The organism is Xaviernesmea oryzae (genome assembly GCF_900109605.1).
Taxonomy (GTDB): Bacteria; Pseudomonadota; Alphaproteobacteria; order Rhizobiales; family Rhizobiaceae; genus Xaviernesmea; species Xaviernesmea oryzae.
Genome location: NZ_FOAM01000028.1, coordinates 1 through 21,425, shown reverse-complemented (window position 1 = coordinate 21,425; position 21,425 = coordinate 1). Strand labels below are relative to the sequence as shown.

19 protein-coding genes and 1 pseudogene are annotated in these 21,425 nt (G+C 63.5%); 17 read left to right on the top strand and 3 right to left on the bottom strand.

Annotated features, from left to right (window positions below; translation table 11 throughout):
* Positions 1–24: 24 nt before the first annotated feature.
* The 7 genes from BMX61_RS23155 (at position 25) to BMX61_RS23125 (ending at position 7,107) form a co-directional block, all read left to right on the top strand.
* On the top strand, positions 25–1,020 hold the full coding sequence (locus BMX61_RS23155) for an ABC transporter substrate-binding protein (RefSeq protein ID WP_075627082.1): 996 nt from the start codon (positions 25–27) through the stop codon (positions 1,018–1,020).
* Positions 1,021–1,103: 83 nt separating this feature from the next.
* On the top strand, positions 1,104–2,594 hold the full coding sequence (locus tag BMX61_RS23150) for a sugar ABC transporter ATP-binding protein (protein WP_170855007.1): 1,491 nt from the start codon (positions 1,104–1,106) through the stop codon (positions 2,592–2,594).
* The gene (locus BMX61_RS23145; protein WP_075627080.1) at positions 2,587–3,525 is read left to right on the top strand and encodes an ABC transporter permease; all 939 of its coding nucleotides are present in this window, start codon (positions 2,587–2,589) and stop codon (positions 3,523–3,525) included. The genes BMX61_RS23150 and BMX61_RS23145 overlap by 8 nt, the downstream gene beginning before the upstream one ends.
* Position 3,526: 1 nt before the next feature.
* On the top strand, positions 3,527–4,480 hold the full coding sequence (locus BMX61_RS23140) for an ABC transporter permease (RefSeq protein WP_075627079.1): 954 nt from the start codon (positions 3,527–3,529) through the stop codon (positions 4,478–4,480).
* Between the two features lies 1 nt (position 4,481).
* Entirely contained in the window at positions 4,482–5,456 is a 975-nt protein-coding gene (locus BMX61_RS23135) for a phosphotriesterase family protein (RefSeq protein WP_075627078.1), read from the top strand.
* Positions 5,453–6,241 carry a creatininase family protein gene (locus tag BMX61_RS23130; RefSeq protein WP_092743043.1) on the top strand — a complete coding sequence of 263 codons (789 nt, stop codon included), beginning with the start codon at positions 5,453–5,455 and terminating at the stop codon, positions 6,239–6,241. The genes BMX61_RS23135 and BMX61_RS23130 overlap by 4 nt, the downstream gene beginning before the upstream one ends.
* Positions 6,238–7,107: a GntR family transcriptional regulator gene (locus BMX61_RS23125; protein ID WP_075627076.1), complete on the top strand. Its 870-nt coding sequence runs from the start codon at positions 6,238–6,240 to the stop codon at positions 7,105–7,107. Before BMX61_RS23130 ends, BMX61_RS23125 begins: the two co-directional genes overlap by 4 nt.
* Positions 7,108–7,202: 95 nt before the next feature.
* On the opposite strand, the gene BMX61_RS23120 is transcribed toward BMX61_RS23125, so the two are convergent.
* Together BMX61_RS23120 and BMX61_RS23115 are read right to left on the bottom strand one after the other, a co-directional pair.
* The gene (locus BMX61_RS23120; protein WP_075627075.1) at positions 7,203–8,699 is read right to left on the bottom strand and encodes an FGGY-family carbohydrate kinase; all 1,497 of its coding nucleotides are present in this window, start codon (positions 8,697–8,699) and stop codon (positions 7,203–7,205) included.
* 184 nt (positions 8,700–8,883) lie between these two features.
* Positions 8,884–9,984: a LacI family DNA-binding transcriptional regulator gene (locus BMX61_RS23115; protein ID WP_075627074.1), complete on the bottom strand. Its 1,101-nt coding sequence runs from the start codon at positions 9,982–9,984 to the stop codon at positions 8,884–8,886.
* A 237-nt stretch (positions 9,985–10,221) separates the two neighbouring features.
* Here BMX61_RS23115 and BMX61_RS23110 point away from each other — a divergent pair, with 237 nt between their 5' ends.
* The 9 genes and pseudogenes from BMX61_RS23110 to BMX61_RS25240 all read left to right on the top strand — a co-directional run.
* Positions 10,222–11,289, top strand: coding sequence for an ABC transporter substrate-binding protein (locus BMX61_RS23110; RefSeq protein WP_075627073.1), 1,068 nt, complete (start codon positions 10,222–10,224; stop codon positions 11,287–11,289).
* 20 nt (positions 11,290–11,309) lie between these two features.
* Complete coding sequence (locus tag BMX61_RS23105; protein ID WP_075627072.1) at positions 11,310–12,833, top strand: sugar ABC transporter ATP-binding protein; 1,524 nt, start codon at positions 11,310–11,312, stop codon at positions 12,831–12,833.
* Positions 12,830–13,792: an ABC transporter permease gene (locus BMX61_RS23100; protein ID WP_075627071.1), complete on the top strand. Its 963-nt coding sequence runs from the start codon at positions 12,830–12,832 to the stop codon at positions 13,790–13,792. Before BMX61_RS23105 ends, BMX61_RS23100 begins: the two co-directional genes overlap by 4 nt.
* Positions 13,789–14,730, top strand: coding sequence for an ABC transporter permease (locus tag BMX61_RS23095; RefSeq protein WP_075627070.1), 942 nt, complete (start codon positions 13,789–13,791; stop codon positions 14,728–14,730). The genes BMX61_RS23100 and BMX61_RS23095 overlap by 4 nt, the downstream gene beginning before the upstream one ends.
* Positions 14,727–15,680, top strand: coding sequence for an amidohydrolase family protein (locus BMX61_RS23090; RefSeq protein ID WP_075627069.1), 954 nt, complete (start codon positions 14,727–14,729; stop codon positions 15,678–15,680). Before BMX61_RS23095 ends, BMX61_RS23090 begins: the two co-directional genes overlap by 4 nt.
* The gene (locus BMX61_RS23085) at positions 15,673–16,986 is read left to right on the top strand and encodes an alanine racemase (RefSeq protein ID WP_075627068.1); all 1,314 of its coding nucleotides are present in this window, start codon (positions 15,673–15,675) and stop codon (positions 16,984–16,986) included. The genes BMX61_RS23090 and BMX61_RS23085 overlap by 8 nt, the downstream gene beginning before the upstream one ends.
* 18 nt (positions 16,987–17,004) lie before the next feature.
* Positions 17,005–18,018: a M14 family metallopeptidase gene (locus tag BMX61_RS23080; protein ID WP_075627067.1), complete on the top strand. Its 1,014-nt coding sequence runs from the start codon at positions 17,005–17,007 to the stop codon at positions 18,016–18,018.
* Positions 18,019–18,281: 263 nt separating this feature from the next.
* The gene (locus tag BMX61_RS23075; protein ID WP_075627066.1) at positions 18,282–19,265 is read left to right on the top strand and encodes an aldo/keto reductase; all 984 of its coding nucleotides are present in this window, start codon (positions 18,282–18,284) and stop codon (positions 19,263–19,265) included.
* Positions 19,266–19,363: 98 nt separating this feature from the next.
* Positions 19,364–19,614, top strand: a pseudogene (locus tag BMX61_RS25240) (DUF308 domain-containing protein); the annotation flags it as partial.
* 290 nt (positions 19,615–19,904) lie between these two features.
* On the opposite strand, the gene BMX61_RS23065 reads toward BMX61_RS25240, so the two are convergent.
* Complete coding sequence (locus BMX61_RS23065; protein ID WP_075627065.1) at positions 19,905–20,807, bottom strand: AraC family transcriptional regulator; 903 nt, start codon at positions 20,805–20,807, stop codon at positions 19,905–19,907.
* 175 nt (positions 20,808–20,982) lie between these two features.
* Here BMX61_RS23065 and BMX61_RS25235 point away from each other — a divergent pair.
* A partial coding sequence (locus tag BMX61_RS25235) for an SDR family NAD(P)-dependent oxidoreductase (RefSeq protein ID WP_234794797.1) occupies positions 20,983–21,425 on the top strand: 443 nt, incomplete at its 3' end.

Below are 21,425 nucleotides of genomic sequence, written 5' to 3'. Positions count from 1 at the left end.
GGTCATTAAAAAAGGGGAACCGTCATGAACCTGAAAAAGGCAATGCTCGCCGCCGCGCTCGCTCTGGGGCTTGCCGCTCCGGCTGCCGCCGCCGAGAAATTTTCGGTCGGCTATGATATTTATTTCGGTGGGAATTCCTGGTCGGTGCAGCTCTACAAGGAGTTCGAGGCAGAGGCCGCGCGCCAGGCCGACACGGTCGATGTCACCTATACGGAATCCGAGCTGAAGGTCGACAAGCAGATCGCCAATATCGAGGATCTGCTGACCAAGGGCGTCAAGGCGATCATCGTCACGCCGATTTCGCCCACCGCGCTCATTCCGACGCTGAAGAAGGCCCGCGCCAAGGGCGTGAAGGTCGTGCTGCTGGCCTCCAAGATCCGCTCGCAGGATTATGACGCCCTTGTCACCGTCAATGATGAGGACTTCGGCAAGGCGGGGGCGGAATGGCTGGTCAAGGCGCTGAACGGCAAGGGCAAGATCATCGCGCTCAATGGCATTTCCGGTATTTCCGCCAGTGACGATCGCTGGGCGGGCGCCAAGGAGGTCTTTGCGGCCAATCCTGATATCAAGGTGGTCAGCGCCGTCGATGCGTCCTGGGATTATGCGCAGGCCAAGGTCGCGGTGTCGAACCTGCTGGCAGCCAATCCCGAGATCGATGGTATCTGGTCTCAGGGCGGGGCGATGACGCTTGGCGCGATCGATGCTTTCGACGCAGCCCGGCGCGCGCTGGTGCCGATGACCGGCGAAGACAACAATGGCTATCTCAAGCGCTGGGTGGCGCTCAAGGACAAGGGCTTCACTTCGGTCGCGCCCTCCAAGCCGACCTGGCTCGGCTCGGAATCCCTGCTTGTCGCGATCAAGCTATTGAAGGGCGAATCCGTCGAGAAGAACACGATTTTCCCGCCCCCGATGATCACGGATGCGAATGTGGCGTCGATCGTGCGCACCGATCTTTCCGACTCCTTCTGGTCGAACACGCGATTGAGCGACGAGCAGGTGCGCGCTGCCTTCAAGGACTGAGCCAGCCGCGCAACAAGACAGAAAAGCCCGCCGCGATGACCGAGGTTTCGCAAGATAAGACGCCGCGTTTGAGCGTGTCGACCATGTCGAAGGCGTTCGGCCGAAATCCCGTGCTGCGCGGCGTCTCCTTCACGCTCGAGCGCGGTGAGGTGCTGGCGCTGGTCGGCGAAAATGGTGCTGGCAAGTCCACGTTGATGAACATCATCTCCGGCGGGCTTGCCCAGGATTCCGGCAGCATGACACTGGACGGGCTGGATTACCGGCCAGCCCGGCCAGTCGAGGCGATGCGCCGTGGCGTGGCGATCGCCCACCAGGAAACGGCGATCATGCCGGACCTGACCATTGCCGAAAACATTTATTTCCGCCGCGAACCGCGCAATGCATTGGGCCTGCTGCGCCAGGCGCGCATGCATGCCGATTGTACAGCGCTCCTCGCCGGCCTCGGCTTTGCCCTTGATCCGCGGGCGCTTGGACACAGCCTGCCTGCGGCGGAGCGCCAGCTGGTCGAGATTGCCCGCGCCATCGAGCGGCGGCCGAAACTGCTTGTGCTCGACGAACCGACTGCTTCGCTCTCCGCGCATGCGGCCGAAACGGTTCTGGCGCTCATGGCCAGACTGAAAGAACAGGGTACCTCGATCATCTTCATCTCCCACCGCATGAGCGAGATCATGGACGCGGCCGATCGCGCCGTCGTGCTGAAGGATGGCGCGCTGACGCTCGAAGCGCGACGCGGCGACTTCGACCGCGATGACCTGATCCAGGCGATGGTCGGCCGGACCTTGACCATGGTTTTTCCCGAACGCCCTGCGCCATCCAGCAAGGCCAAGCCTGTTTTCGAGTTGCAATCGGCAGGCAACGCGCAGCTGCCTCCCATGACGCTCGCGCTGCGCAGCGGCGAGATCCTTGGCATTGCCGGCCTGGAAGGGCAGGGGCAACGGCCTCTGGCCCGCGCGCTCTGCGGCGCGGATCCTTTCACACAAGGCACGATTCTGATTGATGGCAAGGCGGCATCGTTGTCATCGCCGGCTGCTGCGATTGCCAGCGGGGTGGCGAGCATTCCCGATGACCGCAAGCATGATGGATTGGCGCTCTCGCTGCCGATCCGTATGAATATGAGCCTCTTTGCGATCAGCGAGAAGGCCCGCTTCGGCTTCCTGCCGCTCCGGGCCGAGCGCAGCTTTGCCCAGGACGCGCGTGCGCGGTTCTCCATCCGCTCGACCGATCTCGAACAGCCGGTGGGGGAGCTTTCCGGCGGCAATCAGCAGAAGGTCGTGTTTGCCCGCTGGCTGGCCCATGTGCCGAAGATACTCGTGCTCTACGAACCGACCAAGGGCGTGGATGTGCAGTCGAAAAGCGAGATCTACCATCTCGTGGGCGAGCTGGCGGCTAAGGGTGTTGGCGTCATTGTCATCAGCTCGGATCTGATCGAGCTGATCGGCCTGAGCGATCGCATCCTGACGCTTTATGAAGGCCGGCTGTCCGGCGAAGTGGAGCGCGCGGCGTTTTCGGAAGAGCGGATCATGGCGCTTGCGTCGGGCCCCGCCGACATGGCGCGGGAGGCCGCCCATGTTTGACGGTTCGCTTCGCGCCAATCTGGTCCTGTCGCTGCCGGCGCTGGCTCTGGCCGCCCTGCTGACGATCCTGACCAGCCTGCTGTCGCCCGCCTTCCTGACGGAGGCCAATCTCGGCAATCTCGCCACGCGTCTCCTGCCGCTCGGGCTCGTTGCCCTCGCGCAGGCCATCGTCCTCTTTGCCGGCCGCATCGATCTTTCGGTCGGCACGATCATGAGCCTGGCCACGGCGATCATGGCGCTCGGCTCGCTCAACCTCGGCTGGGCGGCCGTGCCGCTCACCCTTGTCGCCGGGGTCGCCTGCGGGCTTTTCACCGCAGCCGGCGTCATTCTGCTGCGCATCAATCCGCTGGTCATGAGCCTGGCAACGGCCGCGATCGTTAAGGGCGTGACGCTGCTTTTGCTGCCCTCGCCGGGCGGCGAGGTGGATTATGTCTTCTACGAACTCGTCTTCGAGCGGGAGGCGCTGTTCGGCCCACCACTGCTCATCTGCCTTGCAGCCTATGCGCTCATGTTCCTGCTTCTGGGCTGGAGCCGGATGGGGCGCGCCATCTATGCCTTCGGCTCGGATGCAAAGGCGGCCTTCGCCAATGGCGTGTCCGGCGCGCGGGTCGATCTGGTGGTCTATGGCGCAGCCGGTGGCATCGCGGCGCTTGCCGGCCTGTTTCTGTCCATCCGCATTCTCTCCGGCGATCCGCTGATCGGCGAGCCCTATACGCTCGACTCCGTTTCCGCCGCCATCTTGGGAGGCGTGGCCTTGCAAGGCGGGCGGGGCAGCGTCGCCGGCGTTCTCTTCGCGGCGCTGGCTCTGGTCCTGGTCAACAACATGTTCAACCTGCTCGGCCTCGACACCAATCTGCAGGCGATCGCCAAGGGACTGATCTTCGTCGGCGCGCTCGTCTTCTTCATGCGCACCAGCAAGAGCGAGGCATGAGATGAGCCTGGCACCCTTCATCGCCCAATTGCGACCCTCTGCCGCCAGCCTGCGCGCCCTCGGCCTGCTTGTGCTTCTTCTGGCGTTGCTCTTGGTCAGCTCAGGCGCGTTTTCAGGGCAGCAATTGCTCGACAATGCCAGGCAGGCCGCGCCCCTCGGTATTATCGTGCTCGCGCAGGCGCTGATCCTGATGATGGGCCGGCTGGATCTTTCCGTCGGCGCGACGGCGGGTCTGGCCAATGTCGTTCTCGCCACAAGCTTTGCCGGAGACATGGCCAATATCGGCACGGCGCTCGCACTCACCCTCATCTTCGGCCTTGCCGTCGGCCTGGCCAATGGTCTGTTGGTCGTCGTCCTGCGCATTCCCGCCTTTCTGGCAACGCTGGCTATGTCGCTGATCATCGCGGGCGGCCTGCTGGTCTTTACAGGCGGCAGTCCACGCGGCTCGATTCCGGCGTCCTTCCGCGTGGTGACCGAGGGATGGATCGCCGGTGTGCTGCCCTGGTCGGTGGTTGTCTGGGCACTTGTCGCCGGGCTGCTTTCGGTTCTGGTGCACTTCACCATGACCGGCCGCAGGATGCTGCTGTCAGGCGCCAATATGCGGGCCGCCCGGCTGAACGGGATAGCGTCCGACCGGATGGTGATCCTGGCTTTCATGCTGTCCAGCCTGCTTGCCACGCTCGGCGGCATTCTTCTCTCCGCCATCACCGGCATGGCGACGATCGGCATTGCCGATAGCTATACGGTCGACTCCATCGCCGCAGCCGTGATCGGCGGCGCGCTCTTTTCCGGCGGCGTCTTTCTGCCGCTTGGTGCCGCCTTGGGTGCGCTGATCCTCTTTATCCTGCAAAGCCTGCTTTACGTGCTCTCGCTGCCCCCTGCGGCAAAATTCATCATGCAAGGCGCGATCATCGTGGTCGCGCTGGCCCTTGCCAACCTGAAGAAGGAACGCTGACGTGGCATTCATTCGAACGCTGACCGGCGATATCGCCCCTGAGGATCTTGGCGTCACCTATGCGCATGATCACCTCTTCTGCATCCCGCCCCTGTGGAAGGAAAAGAAGATCGACGACTTCATGATCGACGACCTCGAAAGCTCGATCAAGGACGTCGAACTCTTCACGGCGGCTGGCGGTCAGGCCGTCTATGACGCCACCGCCATCGACTACGGTCGCGATCCGAGCGCTTTGCGGGCGATTTCCGAGCGCACGGGCATCCGCATCATCGCCACGGCAGGCTTCAACAAGGCCATCATGTGGCCTGGCCAGATGGCCGGCACCGGCGGCACTTTTCAAGCCTGGATCGACAGCCACAGCCGGGCGGAGATCCGCGACCACGTGGTGCACGAGCTCACCGTCGGCATGGACGGGACAGACCTTAGAGGCGGCGTGGCGAAGTTCGGAACCGGCTACAACACCATTTCGGACGCCGAGGACAAGGTGATGCGCGCGGTGCTCGACGCCCATAAGGAAACCGGCTCGCCGCTCCACTCCCATACCGAATACGGCACGCTGATCCTCGAACAGCTCGCCATCGTCAAGGCCGAAGGCGTCGATGCCACGCGGCTGACCATTGCCCATGTCGACCGCAACCCGGACCCCTGGGTTCACCGCAAGGCCGCCGAGACCGGCGCCTTCCTCTGCTTCGATGGCATCAGCCGCATCAAATACCATCCCGAGAGCGTGCTGATCGATTGCATCCTCAGTCTTCTCAAGCACGGCCACAAGGACCAGATCCTCGTCGGCGGCGATATCGCCCGGCGCACCATGTATCGTCATTATGGCGAGGGCGGCCTCGGCCTCGGCTATATTCTCGAAAGCTGGGTGCCGCGCTTCATCGAACAGGCCAACGAGGCCGGTTATGATGGACAGGCGCTGTTCCAGGCCTTCTTCATCGACAATCCCCGCCGCGCCTTCGTGTTCAAGCCATGAGCGGGATGGTGAAGGACAAGACCGACATTACCGGCCTGAACGACAGCGAGATGGTCGAGGCGCTGGCCGCGCGTCCTGTTCTCATCCTGCCGATCGGCGCCGTGGAAAGCCACGGGGACCATCTGCCGGCGGGCACCGACAACCTGCTGGCGGCACGTCTTGCCGAGGAGCTGGCAAGGGTCGTGGACGGGCGCACGCCGCTGTTGCGGCTGCCGGTTCTTCCCTTTGGACAGGTCTGGTCGCTCGGCGATGCGCCGGGCTCCTTCGGCGTGTCCAACGAGACGGTGACGCGGACCATCGTGGAAATCGCCATGTCGGCGAAGGCCAAGGGCCTTTCGACCCTGGTGGTGGTCAACGCGCATCTCGGCAATGCGGTGGCGATCCGCGATGCGCAGCGCATGGCCAAGGAGGAGGGGATCGTCATCGCCAACTTCTTCTATCCCGGCGCCGAGGCCTTGATCGTCACACAGCGCGAGAAGCCGGAGGCGCATGCCGCCTATATGCATGCCTGCGAAATCGAGACCTCCTACATGCTGCATCTGGCGCCCGAGCATGTCGATATGAGCAAGGCGATCGCCAATTACCCCCAGTTTCCGCCTGATTTTTCCTACGTGCCCTATCGCTGGACCGAATTTTCGCAAAGTCCGGTGCTGGGGGATGCGCGGGCGGCGACGGCACAAAAGGGGCGAATAATCCTTGAGGCCGTGCTCGCCAATATGGCCATGCAGGTGGCGCTCCTTTATGCTCGGCAGAGCGAAAAACAGGGAATGCCGAGGTCAGCTTGAATATTTCCTCTGCGGTTCGGGATCACCGGCCGGTCTATATTCAGATTGCCGAGACGCTGCGCGCCAGGATTCTGTCAGGCTATTATGAAGAGAAGATCGACGGCGAACTGCCGCTTTCGCGCGAGTGGAAGGTCAGCCGCCGCACGATCCAGCAGGCCTTGGAGCTTCTCGTTCAAGAGGGTCTGTTGGTGCGCCAGCATGGGATGGGCACCTTCATCAATTCCAAGGGCGTCGAAAAGCGCTATCGGGCCATCACCAGCATTACCGAGGGCATCGCCGGGCAGGGACTACGGCCGGAGTTTCGCGTGCTCTCGAGCGGTCCTGAGATGGCGGACGGCGAAAATGCGCTCTTCTTCGAACTTGGCCGAGATGCGCAGGTCTATCGTCATCGCCGCCTGGTGTCCGCCAATGGCCGCGCGCTCGCCGTGGTGGATACCTGCCTGAATCTGACGCTCCTGGAGGGGCTGGAGCTCTCCCACCTCGACAGTTCGCTCTATGGCACGCTGCGCCATCAGTTCAACCGCACCATCGTCCAGGCCGAGGACCAATATGTGCCGGCCGTGGCCGATGGTGAGGTTGCGTCCCTTCTCGGCCTTCCCGAGGGCAACCCCATCTTCATCGCCATTCGCCGCGCGCGCGACCAGACCGGGGCACCGATCGAGCTGTCGCATATATCGATGCTGCCCGTACCGCTCGATATCTCCATCCGCCATGTCGGCTTCCTGCAGGCCGTTCCGGAGGCGATAAGCCCGGAAGCAAGGGAGTGGTCCTACACCGTCGGGTTTGGCAGCTTTGAAGACAAGAGCGTCGGATCAGGGAGCGGCAATCGCTCAGCGGCACGATCCAAAAGAAAAACAGCGCTGTAGAGCGCCGAACCGCTTCCAGCTTGCCGTGTAAGGCGCATGGCGCAGCCTCTCCGCGCAGGGGGTGGCGCGCAGGATGAGGCTTCCGAGATGGTCTCTCAGCTTGCAATGTCGGTCAGAACGCCGAGTGCGGCGGCGCTGCCGGTCTTGAAGCGGCGATAGCCCGCCTCATAGGCTTGCGAAACCATCGGCTCGTGCCGACGCTCGGCGGTGAAGGTGGCGGCACAGGCCTCTTCCAGCGATGCGTGGTCGCCGATGGCAACCGCTGCACAGAGCGCGGCGCCCTTCGCGCCGAATTGTGTGCCGGAGGGGATTTCCACGACATAGCCCGTGACGTCGGCGATCATCTGGCTCCAGAAGGGACTGCGCGCTCCGCCGCCCGACAGGCGAATGGCACCGGCCGTTCCGCCGATCGCTTCGTAACAGTCGCGGATGGCAAAGGCGATGCCCTCATAGATCGCACGGACCATATCGGCCCGCGTGTGATGCGGCGCGAGACCGTGAAAGCCGGCGCGCGCCCGTGGCTCGATATGCGGAGCAATCACGCCGCTTGCCGACAGATAGGGAACGAAGACCACGCCATGGGCGCCGGCGGGGCTGCTCTCCGCCAGCCTTGCCAAGGTTTCGTAGGGATTGGCGCCTGCGGCGACATCGGGGCACAATGTCTGCAGGCACCAATCGAGCACGGTGGTGCCGGCGACATTGACCATGGTCTTCATCCAGCGCTGTTCCGGCAGGATGAAGAGCAGGCCCAGATCCCGCGGCTCGAAGACCGGCCGGTCGAACAGCACGCCGTTCAGGCAGGTTGTCCCGAGGACGGAAACGGCCTGTCCTGGCCGGTGGCACCCCGCGCCGAGAACACAGGCGCCGGTGTCGCCCGTTCCCACGGCCACCGGCGTTCCTGTCCGCAGGCCGGTCGCCTGCGCGGCGGCGGCTGTGACGTGCCCTGCCAATGCGGTAGCCGGCCGAACGGGTGCCAGGAGTTGCATCTCTTCCTCCACGCCAAGCAGGCGCGCCTGATCGACATGGAAAGCCCGCATCGCTGCCGAGCCGGGTGCCATCGCCGCCTCCGACTCATCGGTCGCGAATTCTCCAGTCAGGCGGAAGCGGATGAAATCCTTCGCGCAGATGACGCGGCGTGCCCGCTTGAGGGCCTGCGGCTCGTTCTCTTTCAGCCAGGCAAGAACCGGCAGCGTGCATCCAAGCTGCATCATGGAGCCCGAATGGGAAAAGACCCTGGAAAAGAGATCAGGCTCGCGTTCCCGGATACGATCCACCAGCGACTGGGCGCGCGCGTCGTTCCAAAGGATGGGAGGCCGGACAAGCTCGCCCTCGGCATCCACCAGCCAGGCGCCGACCATCACCCCGGTAACACCAATGCCGCGCACATCGGCAGGCGAGACCTGACCATCGGCAAACAGCGCACGGATTACCCGCGTGGTGACCGTCCACACCGCCTCGCCGTCAAGCTCCGACCAGCCAAGCGGCGCGGAGAGCAATTGCATCCGCTCGCTCGAGGCGGCACGCTCGGTGCCAGATTCATCGAACAGTGCGGCCTTGATGATCGATGTGCCGATGTCGATTCCAAGAAGCATGCCGCGCCCATCCCCAACTTGATGACATATGTAGTCATGTCGGGAAAGCGTCAGCAGATCAAGAGGCCGTACGGTTCGTGTGCGAGCCGGCCGGGGCGCGGCGGCGCATTTGCATGGATCGCAACCTTCGATGCGAAAGCGAAGCGTGTAAGGCGACGCCCTGTGCCATGCCGCCGCACCTGCGTCAGAGGCTGCCGCCCTCGCTGACGATCAGATCCAGCCTCTTGAGCTTCTGCGTAGGAGGTGTTCCCGCCAGGCTGGCGATGAGCATGGCGCCGGCTTCGCGGCCGAGGAGGGCGCTGTCGACGCCGATCATGGTCAAGCCCGGCGGGATCTCGGCGGCAATGTCGCTCTGGCCAAAGCCGAGAATGCCGAGATCGGTCGGCACCCGAACATTGAAGCGCCGCGCTTCCATCATGCATCCCAGCGCCAGAACGTCGTTGCTGCAGAAGAGCGCGTCAGGCTTTTCCGGGCGGGCCAAGACAGATGAGAGGCAGCGCCGGCCGTCCGAAACGCCGGTGACATCGTCCACCAGCTCCTCGCAGACGAGCCTAATGCCCAGCGCCTGGCAGCCTTCGCGAAAGCCTTGCAAGCGCAGGGCGCCCCGGCCGCCGCGCCTGCCGACATAGGCAACCTTGCGATACCCCCGGCGAAAGAGCATGTCCGCCGCCAGCCGGCCGGCCTCGGTATTTGAAAAGCCGACCAGCATGTCGATCGGGTCGCGCGGCAGGGCCCAGGTCTCCATGATCGGAATGCCGAGGCCGCGCAGCAGCTCGCGATTGCTCTCCAGCTCGATGACGCCGGTAAGCATCACCGCTGCCGGCTTCATGGCATGCAGGGAGCGAAGCGCGGCTGTCTCGCGCTCGTAGGAATAGGAGGTCTGGCCGACGAGAAAGAGATAGCCGGCATCCTCCAGCACTGCCGCGCAGGTCTTCAGGGCGGAGGCGAACTGCTCGCTCATCAGGTTGGAGGCGAAGGCGAGCACCACATTCGACCGTCCGCTTTTCAAGGCGCTGGCATGGGGATTGATGCTGTAGCCGGTTTGCGCCACCGCCTGTTCGATCCGGGCGCGCTTGTCCGGGCTGACCTTTTGCGGATTGCGCAGCGCACGCGACACGGTGATCGGCGCGACATCGGCCAGCCGCGCGACATCGCCGATCGAGACGCGTTGCGACGCCGCTTGCCTCTCTGTGCCGTGCCCCTGCTTTGGCGGATCGGCGTCGGCAATCCGCAGCACGTCGTCATAGACGACGGTCGATCCGTTTTCGTCCTGCGCGCTCTGCATCCGTCTCCCTATCCTTGCCCGTGCTGTTTTTAGTCCGCGCAGAGGCGGAAGCGCAACCGCGTGAAGAGCGCGCTGCGGACGGTGCGCGGCGCAACCCGATGGATCGACGCCCAAACCCGCTTTGTCTTAATATGGTAACGTTGTCATTGACAGGCGGACTCATAATGGTAACGTTGTCATCAAGCGGCGGACATCATGGACAAGTGAGGGTGCCAGCCGCGTCAAAAGGGGAACGACATGATCAACGTCAACGAAACTTCGTCCGGTGCGCTGCGCCGCCTTCTGAAAGCGACTGTCGCGGCCGGTCTCGTGCTCGCCGCCTTTTCCGGCGTGGCCAACGCAGCGTCGAACTGCGTGAAGGGGGACCGCAAGGCGCCCTATACGATCGGCTGGGCCAACATCTATTCGGTGCCGACCTGGATGAAACAGACCGAGGGCACCATCACCGCCGAGGTCGATGAGCTGAAGAAAGCAGGTCTGGTCAAGGATCTGATGATCACCGACGCTCAGGGCAACGCGCAAACGCAGATCCAGCACATTCAGTCGATGATCGACGCCAATGTCGATGCGATCGTGGTGATCGCCGGCTCCTCCAACGCGCTCGACCGCGTCATCTCCGATGCCTGCGACAAGGGAATTGCGATCGTCAACTTCGACAGCCTCGTCAACACGGACAAGGTTACCGCGAAGATCAACACGGATTCCAACGAATGGGGCGGCGAAGCGGCAAAGTGGCTGGTGAACCAGCTCGGCGGCAAGGGCAAGATCATCGTCATGAACGGCCCGGCCGGCATCTCCGTCTCCGATGATCGACGCAAGGGCGCCCAGCCTGTGCTGGATGCCAATAAGGGCATCGAAATCATCACCGAGACCAATACGGAATACAACGTCGCGCCGGCTCAGGAAGCGATGACCAGCCTGCTCTTCGCCAATCAGGAAATCGATGGCGTCCTGTCGCTCGGCGGCGCGCTTTCTGCGGGTTCCGTTCTTGCCTTCGACCGTCAGGGTCGCGAGCAGGTGCCGATCACGGGCGAAAACGCACGGCAGTTCCTGGAGCTGTGGAAGGAAAAGGGTCTGAAGGGCTGGGCGACCATGCAGCCGAACTGGCTGGGTGCTCTGTCGGTCTACACGGCGGTTCAGGCGCTGGAAGGCAAGTCCGTCCCCGCCTTCATCAAGGTGCCGCTGCCGGTGATCGACGACAGCTCCATCGATAGCTATCTCGCACGGGCCGACAAGTTCCCCGCCGATGGCTATATTTACTCGGATTACGACAAGGCGCTGTTCGACAAGCTGCTGGCCCAGTAAGCCGGGCAGGAACGATCGACATGACCGATGCAGGGCCGCTTCTGGAAGCCCGCCGGGTTTTCAAGGGCTTCTTTGGAAATCCGGTTCTCAAGGGCGTCGATATCGCGCTCCGTCCGGGCAGGGTTCACGCCCTGCTCGGTGAAAACGGCGCCGGCAAATCCACGCTCATCAATCTCCTGTCCGGCGCCCTTGCGCCGGATAAAGGGGCGATCGCCATCGATGGCCAGCCGATATCGCGGCTGTCGCCGGCATCGGCGCGCGCGGCCGGCATTGCCGTGGTTCAGCAGGAGCTGAGCCTGGCGGGGGATCTGTCGATCGCCGAGAATATCGGGCTCGGCGCCTATCCCCGGCGTTTCGGCTTGATCGACTATGCAGCGCTTGCGCGCGGCGTGCGCGAGGTCTGCGATCTCGTCGGCCTGACCGAACCGCTCGATATGCCGGTCGCCGATCTTGCTCTCGGGCGCCGGCAGATGGTCGAAATCGCCAAGGCCTTGTTTCGCAAGCCGCGGGTGCTCATCCTCGACGAGCCGACGTCGTCGCTATCGGCCCATGAGGCCGGCGTGCTCGGCCGGTTGATCGCCACGCTGCGCGATCGCGGTGTCGCAATCCTCTATATTTCCCACCGCCTGAACGAGGTTCAGGCGCTCTGTTCCCACGTCACGGTTCTCAAGGATGGCGGCGTCACGGCCGACCGTTCGCTCGCCGGTGTCGACGGGGAGGGGCTGGTGCGCCTCATGGTCGGCCGCGAAACGGGCGAGCTCTTCCCGCCAAAGCCGCAGCAACGCGTCGGCAAGGTGAGGATCGACGTCGAGGGCTTTTCCGCCGGGCTCGTTCGCGACGCGCGGCTTGCCGGCCGGGCCGGCGAAATCGTCGGCATTGGTGGACTGGTCGGGCAGGGGCAGGAGGATCTTTTGCTTGGCCTTTATGGGGCGATCCCCGCCAAGGCCGATCGGGCAGAGATCGATGGACGGTCCGGCCTGCCTGTCGATGTTGCTGCGGCCAATGCGGCGGGCATGGTCTATGTGCCGGCTGACCGCAAGCATGAAGGGCTGGTCCTGCCACATTCGATCGCGTCCAATATCCTGCTTCCCTCGCTGGGACGGCTGGCGCGCGGCGGCCTGCGCGACCGGCGCGCCGAGGCGGGGCTGGTCGCCGATCTCGCGCGGCAGCTGATGATCAAGGGCGATGTGGCCAGACCCGTGCAGGCCCTGTCGGGCGGCAACCAGCAGAAGGTCGCGCTTGCCAAATGGCTGCCGCTCGACCCAGGCGTCCTGCTGCTCAACGATCCCACGCGCGGCGTCGATATCGAGACCAAGCGCGAAATCTACCTGATGCTCCGTCGCTTTGCGGCGGAGGGGCGGCTGGTGATCCTCGCCAGCTCGGATACGCCCGAACTCGTCCATCTCTGCGACCGCGTGCTGGTGCTGCGCGAGGGCCTTGTGGCAGCCGAACTGAGTGGACCGGCGATCACCGAGGCGGCAATCGTCGGCGCGGCCATGGGCGTTGAGCAGGGCGAAGGCATCGGAAGGAAGACTGTTCAATGAACCGCGCATCCTCATCCGGACTTTACGGCGCCATCCAGCGGCGGCGCAATCGCGGCCTTGTCGGTCTCTACCTCGTCGTTGCCGCCTTTCTCGTCCTCTATGCCGTGCTTTTCCCTGGCATCCTGACCATCGGCGGCTTCTCCAAATTCACGCAGAACTGGTTTCCTCTGGCGCTGGTGACCATGGCGCAGGCGCTCTTGATGTTGAACGGTGGCATCACGCTCGCCATCGGGCCGCTGGTCAGTCTCGGCGCGGTCATCGCGGCGACGACGATGGGCAGCGCCTTCGGTGTGCCGGGCGGCATTTTGGCTGTCGTCGCCGTCGGCCTTGGCATCGGCGCGGTGACCGGTGCGATCGTCGCGCTCCTGCGTCTTCCGGCCATCATCGTCACGCTGGCCGGCTCCTTCATCATCACCGGCGTGGCGCTCATCCTCCTGCCGCGGCCGGGCGGCTTCGTGCCGGGCTGGCTCTCCACCCTCCTTGCGGGACACACGCCAGTGGCCTTCCTGCTTCTTCTCGTCATCCTTGGGCTCTGGAAGATCTTTCTCGCCACCCCGCTGGGCCTCGCCATCTATGCCGCCGGGGACAATCCCGTCGGCGCGTTTCGCTCCGGCGTGCCGATCGAGCGGGTAAAGATCGTCTCCTTTGCCCTGTCCGGCGTGCTTGCGGCGCTGGCCGGTCTCTTTGTCGCCGCGCAGACAGGCTCGGGCGATCCGATCATCGGCGCGCCTTTCACGCTGAATTCGATTGCGGCAGCCGTTCTCGGCGGCGTCGGTTTTCTTGGCGGCAAGGGCACGATGCGCGGCGCGGTCTGCGGCAGCCTGCTTCTATCGGTCATGATCAACGTCATGTTCTTCCTGGGTTTCCCGCCGGTCGCGCAATATGTCGCGCAAGGCCTCATCATCGTCGGCGCCGTGGCTGTGCCGGCTCATCTCGCTCTGTGGAGGGCTGCGCGATGATGCGTGCCAAGGCCATCTTGCGCAATCCGCCGCTGCTGACCTTCCTGCTCGTGGCGCTGGTCTGGCTCATTGCCGGCCTGTCGCTGCGCGGCTTCGGCGCCTATGGCCATCTGCGCTATCTGTTGGAGCTTGCGGCCGTCATCGGCATCGCCGCCGCCGGGCAGACGCTTGTCGTGCTGATGGGCGGGATCGATCTGTCGGTCGGCGCCGTCATCACCGTCACGGCGATCCTCTTGCCGCTTCTCTCGCCGGCCTGGGATCCGACCGGGCTTGTCGGGGTCGCGCTCGTCCTGGCGATTGCCGTCGGCATCGGCTTGCTCAACGGGGCAGGGGCGACCTTTCTGCAGGTGCCGCCGATCATCATGACGCTGGCCATGGCCACCTTCCTGCAGGGCATGCTCGTGCTGGTGGCCGGCGGCAGCGCCGTCACGGTGCAGAACCCGGCCGTGCTGCTGCTCGGCCAGTCGCGTCCGCTGGGCGTTCCGGCCGGCGTGGTGCTCTGGATCCTCGTGTCCGCCTGCATGCTTCTGCTCATTCACCGCATGCCGATCGGCGCCCGCTTCCTGGCGCTTGGCGCCAATCCGCTGGCCGCCCGTCTCTCGGGCGTCAGCACGACCCGCAACACGCTGATCCTCTATGCGCTATCCGGCTTCTTTGCCGGTCTTGCCGGTCTGCTGCTCCTGGGCATGAACCGTCAAGGCTATGTCGGCATCGGCGATCCCTATCTCCTCACCTCGATTGCAGCGGTCGTTCTCGGCGGCACTTCCATTCTCGGCGGCCGTGGCACCTATGCGGGCACCATTCCCGGCGCCATCCTCTTGGTCACGACCACGGCGCTGATCACCGTCGTCAATGCCTCGCCCGGCTGGCGGTCGATCATGTTCGGCTCGCTGATCCTCGCGCTTCTCATGATCTCCGGCAGAGAGGCGCGCCGATGACGCGCTATGCCGGTCCGGTCGTCGATCCGCATCATCATCTGTGGGACATCTCGCTGAAGCGCCATCCCTGGCTTGAGCGGGCGCGCGCGCACCAGGATGAGATGGTCTTCGGCAACATGTCCGCTCTGCTGCGCTCCTATGGCGTGGCGAACTATGCCGCCGATGCCGCGCGCCAGAACATCGTCGCCACCGTTCATGTCGAGGCCGGATGGTCGGATGCCCATCCGCACGAGGAAAGTGCCTGGCTGGAGACGCTGGATCTCGCAGGCGGTATTGCTCGACGCGCGATTGCCCGGGTGCCGCTCGACGATCCCGATGCCGAAGAGAAACTCGCCATCGAAGCAGCCAATCCGCGCATCGTCGGCATTCGCGACATCGTCAGCTGGCACCCTGAACCGGCCAAAAGCTTTGCGCCGCGGCCTTGGCGAATGGCGGATGCCCGTTGGCGAGCAGGTCTCTCCCATCTGACGAAGCTGGGTCTGGTCTTCGACCTCATGCTCTACCCCTGGCAGATGGATGAGGCCCGCGATCTGGTGCGCGCCTTCCCCGAAACCCTCTTCGTGATCAACCATGCCGGAAGTCCGGCGGATCGGACGCAGGATGGCATGGCGCTTTGGCGCAATGGGCTCCAAGCGCTCGGCGCCGAGCCCAACGTTCGGCTGAAGATCTCCGACCTCGTGGCCTATGACCATGGCTGGAGCTTCGACAGCCTGGAGCCCGTGATCGCCCATTGCCTGCGGTGCTTCGGCGCCGAACGCTGCATGTTCGCCAGCGACTTTCCGGTTGCCGGTCTCCATGCCGGCTTCGACGCGCTCTACGACGTCTTCCGCCGGGCGGCCGAACCGCTCTCCCTCGATGAGCAGCGGTCGCTGTTCTTCACCACCGCAAACGACACATACCGGCTGGGGCTGAGCGATCACGCCGCCGCCGCAGGGGAAGACCATGTCTGACGCCGCCCTTAATGTCCTCACCGATCCAATGATCGATGACCGCATCCGCGGCTTTCCACCCGGCCATCCGCCGCTGCCAGCAGGTGCAATCGGCGCGCAGAACTGGGCGCCTTATGACGGGCGCATGGCCCTGCCGCTTCTCTCGCTCGACGAAGCGGCGTTTGCCGGCAACGTCGAGACCATGATGGCCTATGTGCGGGACAAGAACGTCGACATTGCTCCGCATGCCAAGACGCCGATGGTGCCGGCGCTCGCCGACGCGCTCGTGAAGGCGGGCGCCTGGGGAACAACGGTAGCCGATATCCGCCAGGCCGGCGTGCTCCTGCGCGCGGGCCAGAGGCGTCTGATCCTCGCCAATGAGATCGGCGGGGTGGCAGCCGCGCGACGGCTGGCAGCGCTGCTTGCGGGCTTTCCCGATGCGGACCTCCACATCTTCGTCGACTCGCCTGAGGCCGTCGAGGCGCTGCGCACAGCCTGGGCCGAGCGCGACGACCTGCCGCCGCTCGGCCTGCTGATCGAATTCGGCGCCGGCCGCGCCGGAGCGCGGACGATCGAGGCGGGCTTGCGCATTCTCGAACGCATCCTGGCATCCGAGACAACGCGCTTTCGGCTGACAGGTGTTGCGGCTTATGAAGGCGCTGCGGCAACAGCCGATGTCTTGGAAACGGCGCAGCGCATTGATGCCCTGATGCAGGTCACCGGCGATTTCCTGGCCTTGCTGCGTACGCGCCTTGGCAAGACGCGCGCGCTGATCCTGACGGCTGGCGGGTCGGTCTTCTTCGACCGGGTGATGGCTGGGCTCCGGGCTGCCGTCGCAGCGGACCCACATTGCCGGCTGATCCTGCGCAGCGGCGCCGTCTTCTTCCACGATCATGGTGTCTATGAACGCGGCATGGCCGGCGTCGACGCGCGCGGCGGCTTCGTGATCGGCGGCGAGACGCTGGCCGCCTCCGAGGCCTTCCAGCCGGCGCTGAGAGTTTGGGCGGAGGTGCTTTCGCGCCCTGAACCCGACCTGGCGATCTGTGGTCTGGGCCTGCGCGATGTCGCCAATGACCAGGGACTGCCGCGCCCGCTGGCGCTCTATCGCGCAGGAGAGCGACTTGCGACCCTTCATGACTGCGAGGTGCTGCGCCTCAACGACCAGCACGCTTTCTTGCGGCTCGATCCCGCAAGCACCGTCAGCGTCGGCGACGTGATTGTCTTCGGCATCTCCCATCCCTGCACCTGCCTGGACCGGCACGCCATCCTCTACGGCCTCGACCCCGATCAGCGGGTGACCGGGGCTTATCTGACATGCTTCGGCTGACCCCCGACTGGAGACAAAATGCACAGTGGCCTCGTCAATCCGATCGATCTGTCGCGGGACGGCCGTCAGGCCGGCGATCTTGCGATTCCCTTCTCGATCGACCGGTCGCCTTATTACCAGATCCGCATCCCGATCCTTCGCGTGAAGAACGGCCAAGGCCCGAGCCTCCTTCTGATGGCCGGCAATCACGGGGACGAATATGAGGGCGAGCTTCAGCTCGCGCGGCTGATGCGCCTGCTCGATCCAGCGAGGATGCGCGGCGCGATCACGATCCTGCCGGCCGCCAACTTGCCGGCCGTGATGGCCGCGAAACGGTGTTCGCCATTCGATGGCGGCAATCTCAACCGCGCCTTTCCTGGCGAACCCTTGGGCACGCCCACCGCGCGGCTCGCCCATTTTCTGGAAACGCACCTGTTTCCCCATCATGACGTCGTGCTCGATCTTCACGCCGGCGGCACCTCCATGGCGCATCTTCCCTGCACGCTGATCGAGCGGCAGGCCGATCCGGCCCGCTTTGAAAGAGCGGTCGAGCTTCTGCGTGTCATGGGCGGGGCGCATGCCTTCATTGCCGACAACGGCCCGGCGGCCCCTACCTCCATGGGCGCGGCAGGCCGCGCCGGTGCCATTGGCCTTTCGGGCGAATTCGGTGGTGGCGGAACGGTCACGCCGGCCAGCATGCGCTTCACCGCCGCCGCCATCGACCGGCTCCTTCTCGCGCTTGGCATGGTCGATACGCCCATCCTGTCACGGGACTTCGCGCCGGCAAGCGGCCCGCTGCAGCTCCTCTCGCTCTCCCGCCACAGCCAGGGCATCTATGCGCAACGACGCGGCTGGTTCGAACCCGCCGTGGCGCTCGGTGCCATGGTCTCAGCCGGTGATCTCGCCGGCTGGTATCACGATCTCGAACGGCTGGAACAGCCGGAGGAACCACTGCACTTCGCCGAACCCGGCATCGTCATCTCCCACCGCCTGCATTGCGACAGCCAGGCAGGCGATTGCCTGATCCAGGTGGCTGAACCGATCGCCGCATGACCGATGTGCGCGACAGGCTGAGGTGAGCGAAGTATGTGTGCAAGGTGGAGATGTCTGCTCCATCGCACGGCTTAATGGCAGAGATGGAGGAATAGACGAAGGTTGGCGAACAGACGTCTTCGTCGCTGGGTCTGACGCGATCAGCATTGCCGGTTCAGGCCTGCTCGTGGAAGGTGCCATTCGCACTTGAACAGTGCACCCTGCGAACCCACGCCCCCTTGGGACGTTTCTCATCATTCACGCTGCAAAACTCGGAGACGACCATGGATTACACACGGCTTGGAAACACAGGTCTTGAGGTTTCCCGCCTCTGCCTGGGATGCATGAGCTACGGCGAGCCTGATCGCGGAAATCACCCGTGGACGCTTCGGGAAGAAGACAGTCGCCCATTCATCCGCAAGGCGATCGAACTGGGGATCACCTTCTTCGATACAGCCAATGTCTATTCCGATGGCACGAGCGAGGGAATTCTCGGTCGTGCGATCAAGGACTATTCAACGAGAGACGACGTCGTCATCGCCACGAAGGTCCATGGCCGGATGAGGCCCGGACCAAATGGCGCCGGCCTGTCGCGAAAAGCCATTCTCTCGGAGATCGATGCCAGTCTGAAGCGGCTAGGGACCGACTATGTCGACCTCTACCAGATCCACCGCTACGATCCCCATACCCCGATCGAGGAAACGCTGGAGGCGTTGCATGACGTCGTCAAGGCAGGCAAGGCCCGCTATATCGGCGCGTCGTCGATGTATGCGTGGCAGTTTCACAAAATGCTCGCTGTCGCCGAGGCAAATGGCTGGACACGGTTTGTCTCCATGCAGAACCACCTGAACCTTCTTTATCGGGAGGAGGAAAGAGAGATGCTTCCGCTGTGCAAGGCCGAAGGCATTGGCGTCATTCCCTGGAGCCCCCTCGCGCGTGGTCGTCTGACGCGCGAGTGGAGCGAGCAAAGCGCACGCTCCCAAAGCGACGAGTTCGGCAAAGGTCTCTACGCGCAGGGGACGGAGGATGCTGACAGGCGCGTGGTGGAGGCAGTCGCGACGATTGCGAAGGACAGGGAGGTGCCCAGAGCGCAGATCGCTCTCGCATGGCTTCTGTCGAAATCCGAAGTCACCGCGCCTATCGTCGGCGCCACGAAATTGCAGCACCTGGACGGCGCTGTCGCTGCACTGACCATCAAGCTCACTGCGGAAGAAATACAAGCCCTTGAGGCCAACTATCGTCCCCATTCGGTCGCCGGCTTTTCTTGACGACCTGCTTGTGGTGCCGGTCCCGGCGGCTGGAGCGGGCCTGTTTTTCCGCTTCGGCCGCTTTAGTGGCGAGAGACTTATGTGATCGGAAGGAATTTCTCTTTTCGGGTCTCTTAAAACTGCGAAAAGGATCTCGGACGGCGGAATACGAGCGGCGGTCAGTGGGCAATGATTGTGAGCGGTGGCCAGTCCGCTTTGGCTGGCGCGCTCTTCATCTTTCAAGCAACGATGCCACAGGAGTCCTCCATCTCCACGATCGCCGGTTATGCCGGCGTCAAAGCATTTTACTTTTTTTAACTCGGCGACATGGCTGAGCGTTGTCAATATGTGTCGGACGGCCAGAGTTTAGGTACACCACCTGTGGGTGCGCTCGATTTGGTCAAGAGTGGCGGAATTTTATCGGCATGCTGGCTGTGATCCAGCAATGCTGCTTCTGTTGCGGCGAGCTCTGGCGGTCCGAATTGCCAACCTGTCCAGTTCTCTTGGCTCTTTTCCGCCAGGCGCCTTCAAGTTCTGTAGTTGCAGTCAAATCTGGGTCCCAAAAGAGACAGCGAAGCAGGGCAGACCAAACCGTCGGGGCTATGTGAGAAAGACGGGCGGTTCATGCCGGTTTACCGTCCATTCCGCCGATGGACCGTATCAGGCAGCGCCGGTGATGTTGCGGGAACCAGGCGCGCGCAGATCTCTGATGTCGCTGGCGGGCGGTGCGCCGAATAGACGGGCATATTCGCGGGTAAATTGCGATAGGCTTTCATACCCGACGGCGAAGGCCACGGCAGCAACATCGCCAGGCTGAGCAAAGAGTATCCTGCGCGCCTCGTACAGTCTGAGGTGCTTTTGATATTGTAATGGAGACAGACCCGTGCTCGCTTTGAAGCGGCGGTGAAATGCCGACGGGCTCATGTTGGCCATGTCGGCGAGATCCTCGACCTGGAAGGGCCTTGCGTAGTTGGTCCTGACCCAGGACAAAGTTGCCCTGATCTGCGAGAACCGCCCTTCGGCAGTGGCTGCCTGACGGAGCACCACGCCCTGCGGGCCTTGCAGAAGACGGAACAGGATCTCCCGTTCAAGTAAGGGTGCCATCACCGCAATATCGTCAGGTCGGTCCATGAGGCGCATCATGCGCAGCCAAGCATCGACGAGATCATCGCTTGCTGGGTCGACACGGAAGCTCTGCTGATGGGGAACGTCCATCGAGCCAGGCACATCTCGCAGCAGATCGGCAATCACTGTCAGATCGAACCGGAGCAATACGGCAAGATAAGGCACGGCGACGCTCGCTTCGATGACCTCGCCAATCGCCGGCAGAGCCACGGAGGCAACGAATGTGTTTCCGGCAGCATAGTCAAGAACCTGCGTGCCAATCATCAGCCGCTTGCTGCCTTGCAAAATGAGGCTGACAAAAGGCTGGTAAATCTCCGGCAATAGCTTTGTCGGTTGCGTGACACGATAGATCTCCACTCGCGGCATTTCGGCCCGCGTCAGCACGGATTGCGTTCGCTGTGCCACGAATGTCGTCAATGTTCGCAAAGTGTCGTTCATGCCTGTTCGTCACACATCGAACCCGAGCGGGCAATGCATGGAGCAGGAATAGGCAAATAATCGCCAGCTTTGAGTGCGCCTAGTTTCTAGCGGCAGTTTATTGAGTGGCGACCAATAGCCGGCCAATACGCAAGTTTAGCTGAGGCTGAACAGGCATGATTCAAAAGGACAGATCATGAGACTCGAAGACGCCGTCGTTCTCATAACGGGCTCCTCGTCCGGTATTGGCGAGGCCACGGCAAGGGCTGCCGTCAAGGCCGGCGCCTTCGTGGTTTTGCTAAAGCGTGTCGCTGTAAACCTGATTCATGGTTCCAGTTTGTCTTGCTCTGTGATTCACTTTGCCCATGGAAGGAGATGCACCATGGGCAAGCCGCATCCGATCGAGTTGCGTGAGCGTGTCGTTGCGTTTGTGAATGAAGGGCATAGCAACCGTGAAGCCGCTCGGCATTTCCGGGTTTCGCCTCGGTTCGTCAACAATATGATGATGCTGCATCGGTCATCCGGTTCTCTGGCCGCGGCCAAGCAGGGCCACCCGCCTGGTGGTGGGAAGCTTATGGCCCATGGTGACTGGGTCCGCGAGCGGATGTCGGCCCATGGCGAAACGACTTTGGACGAACT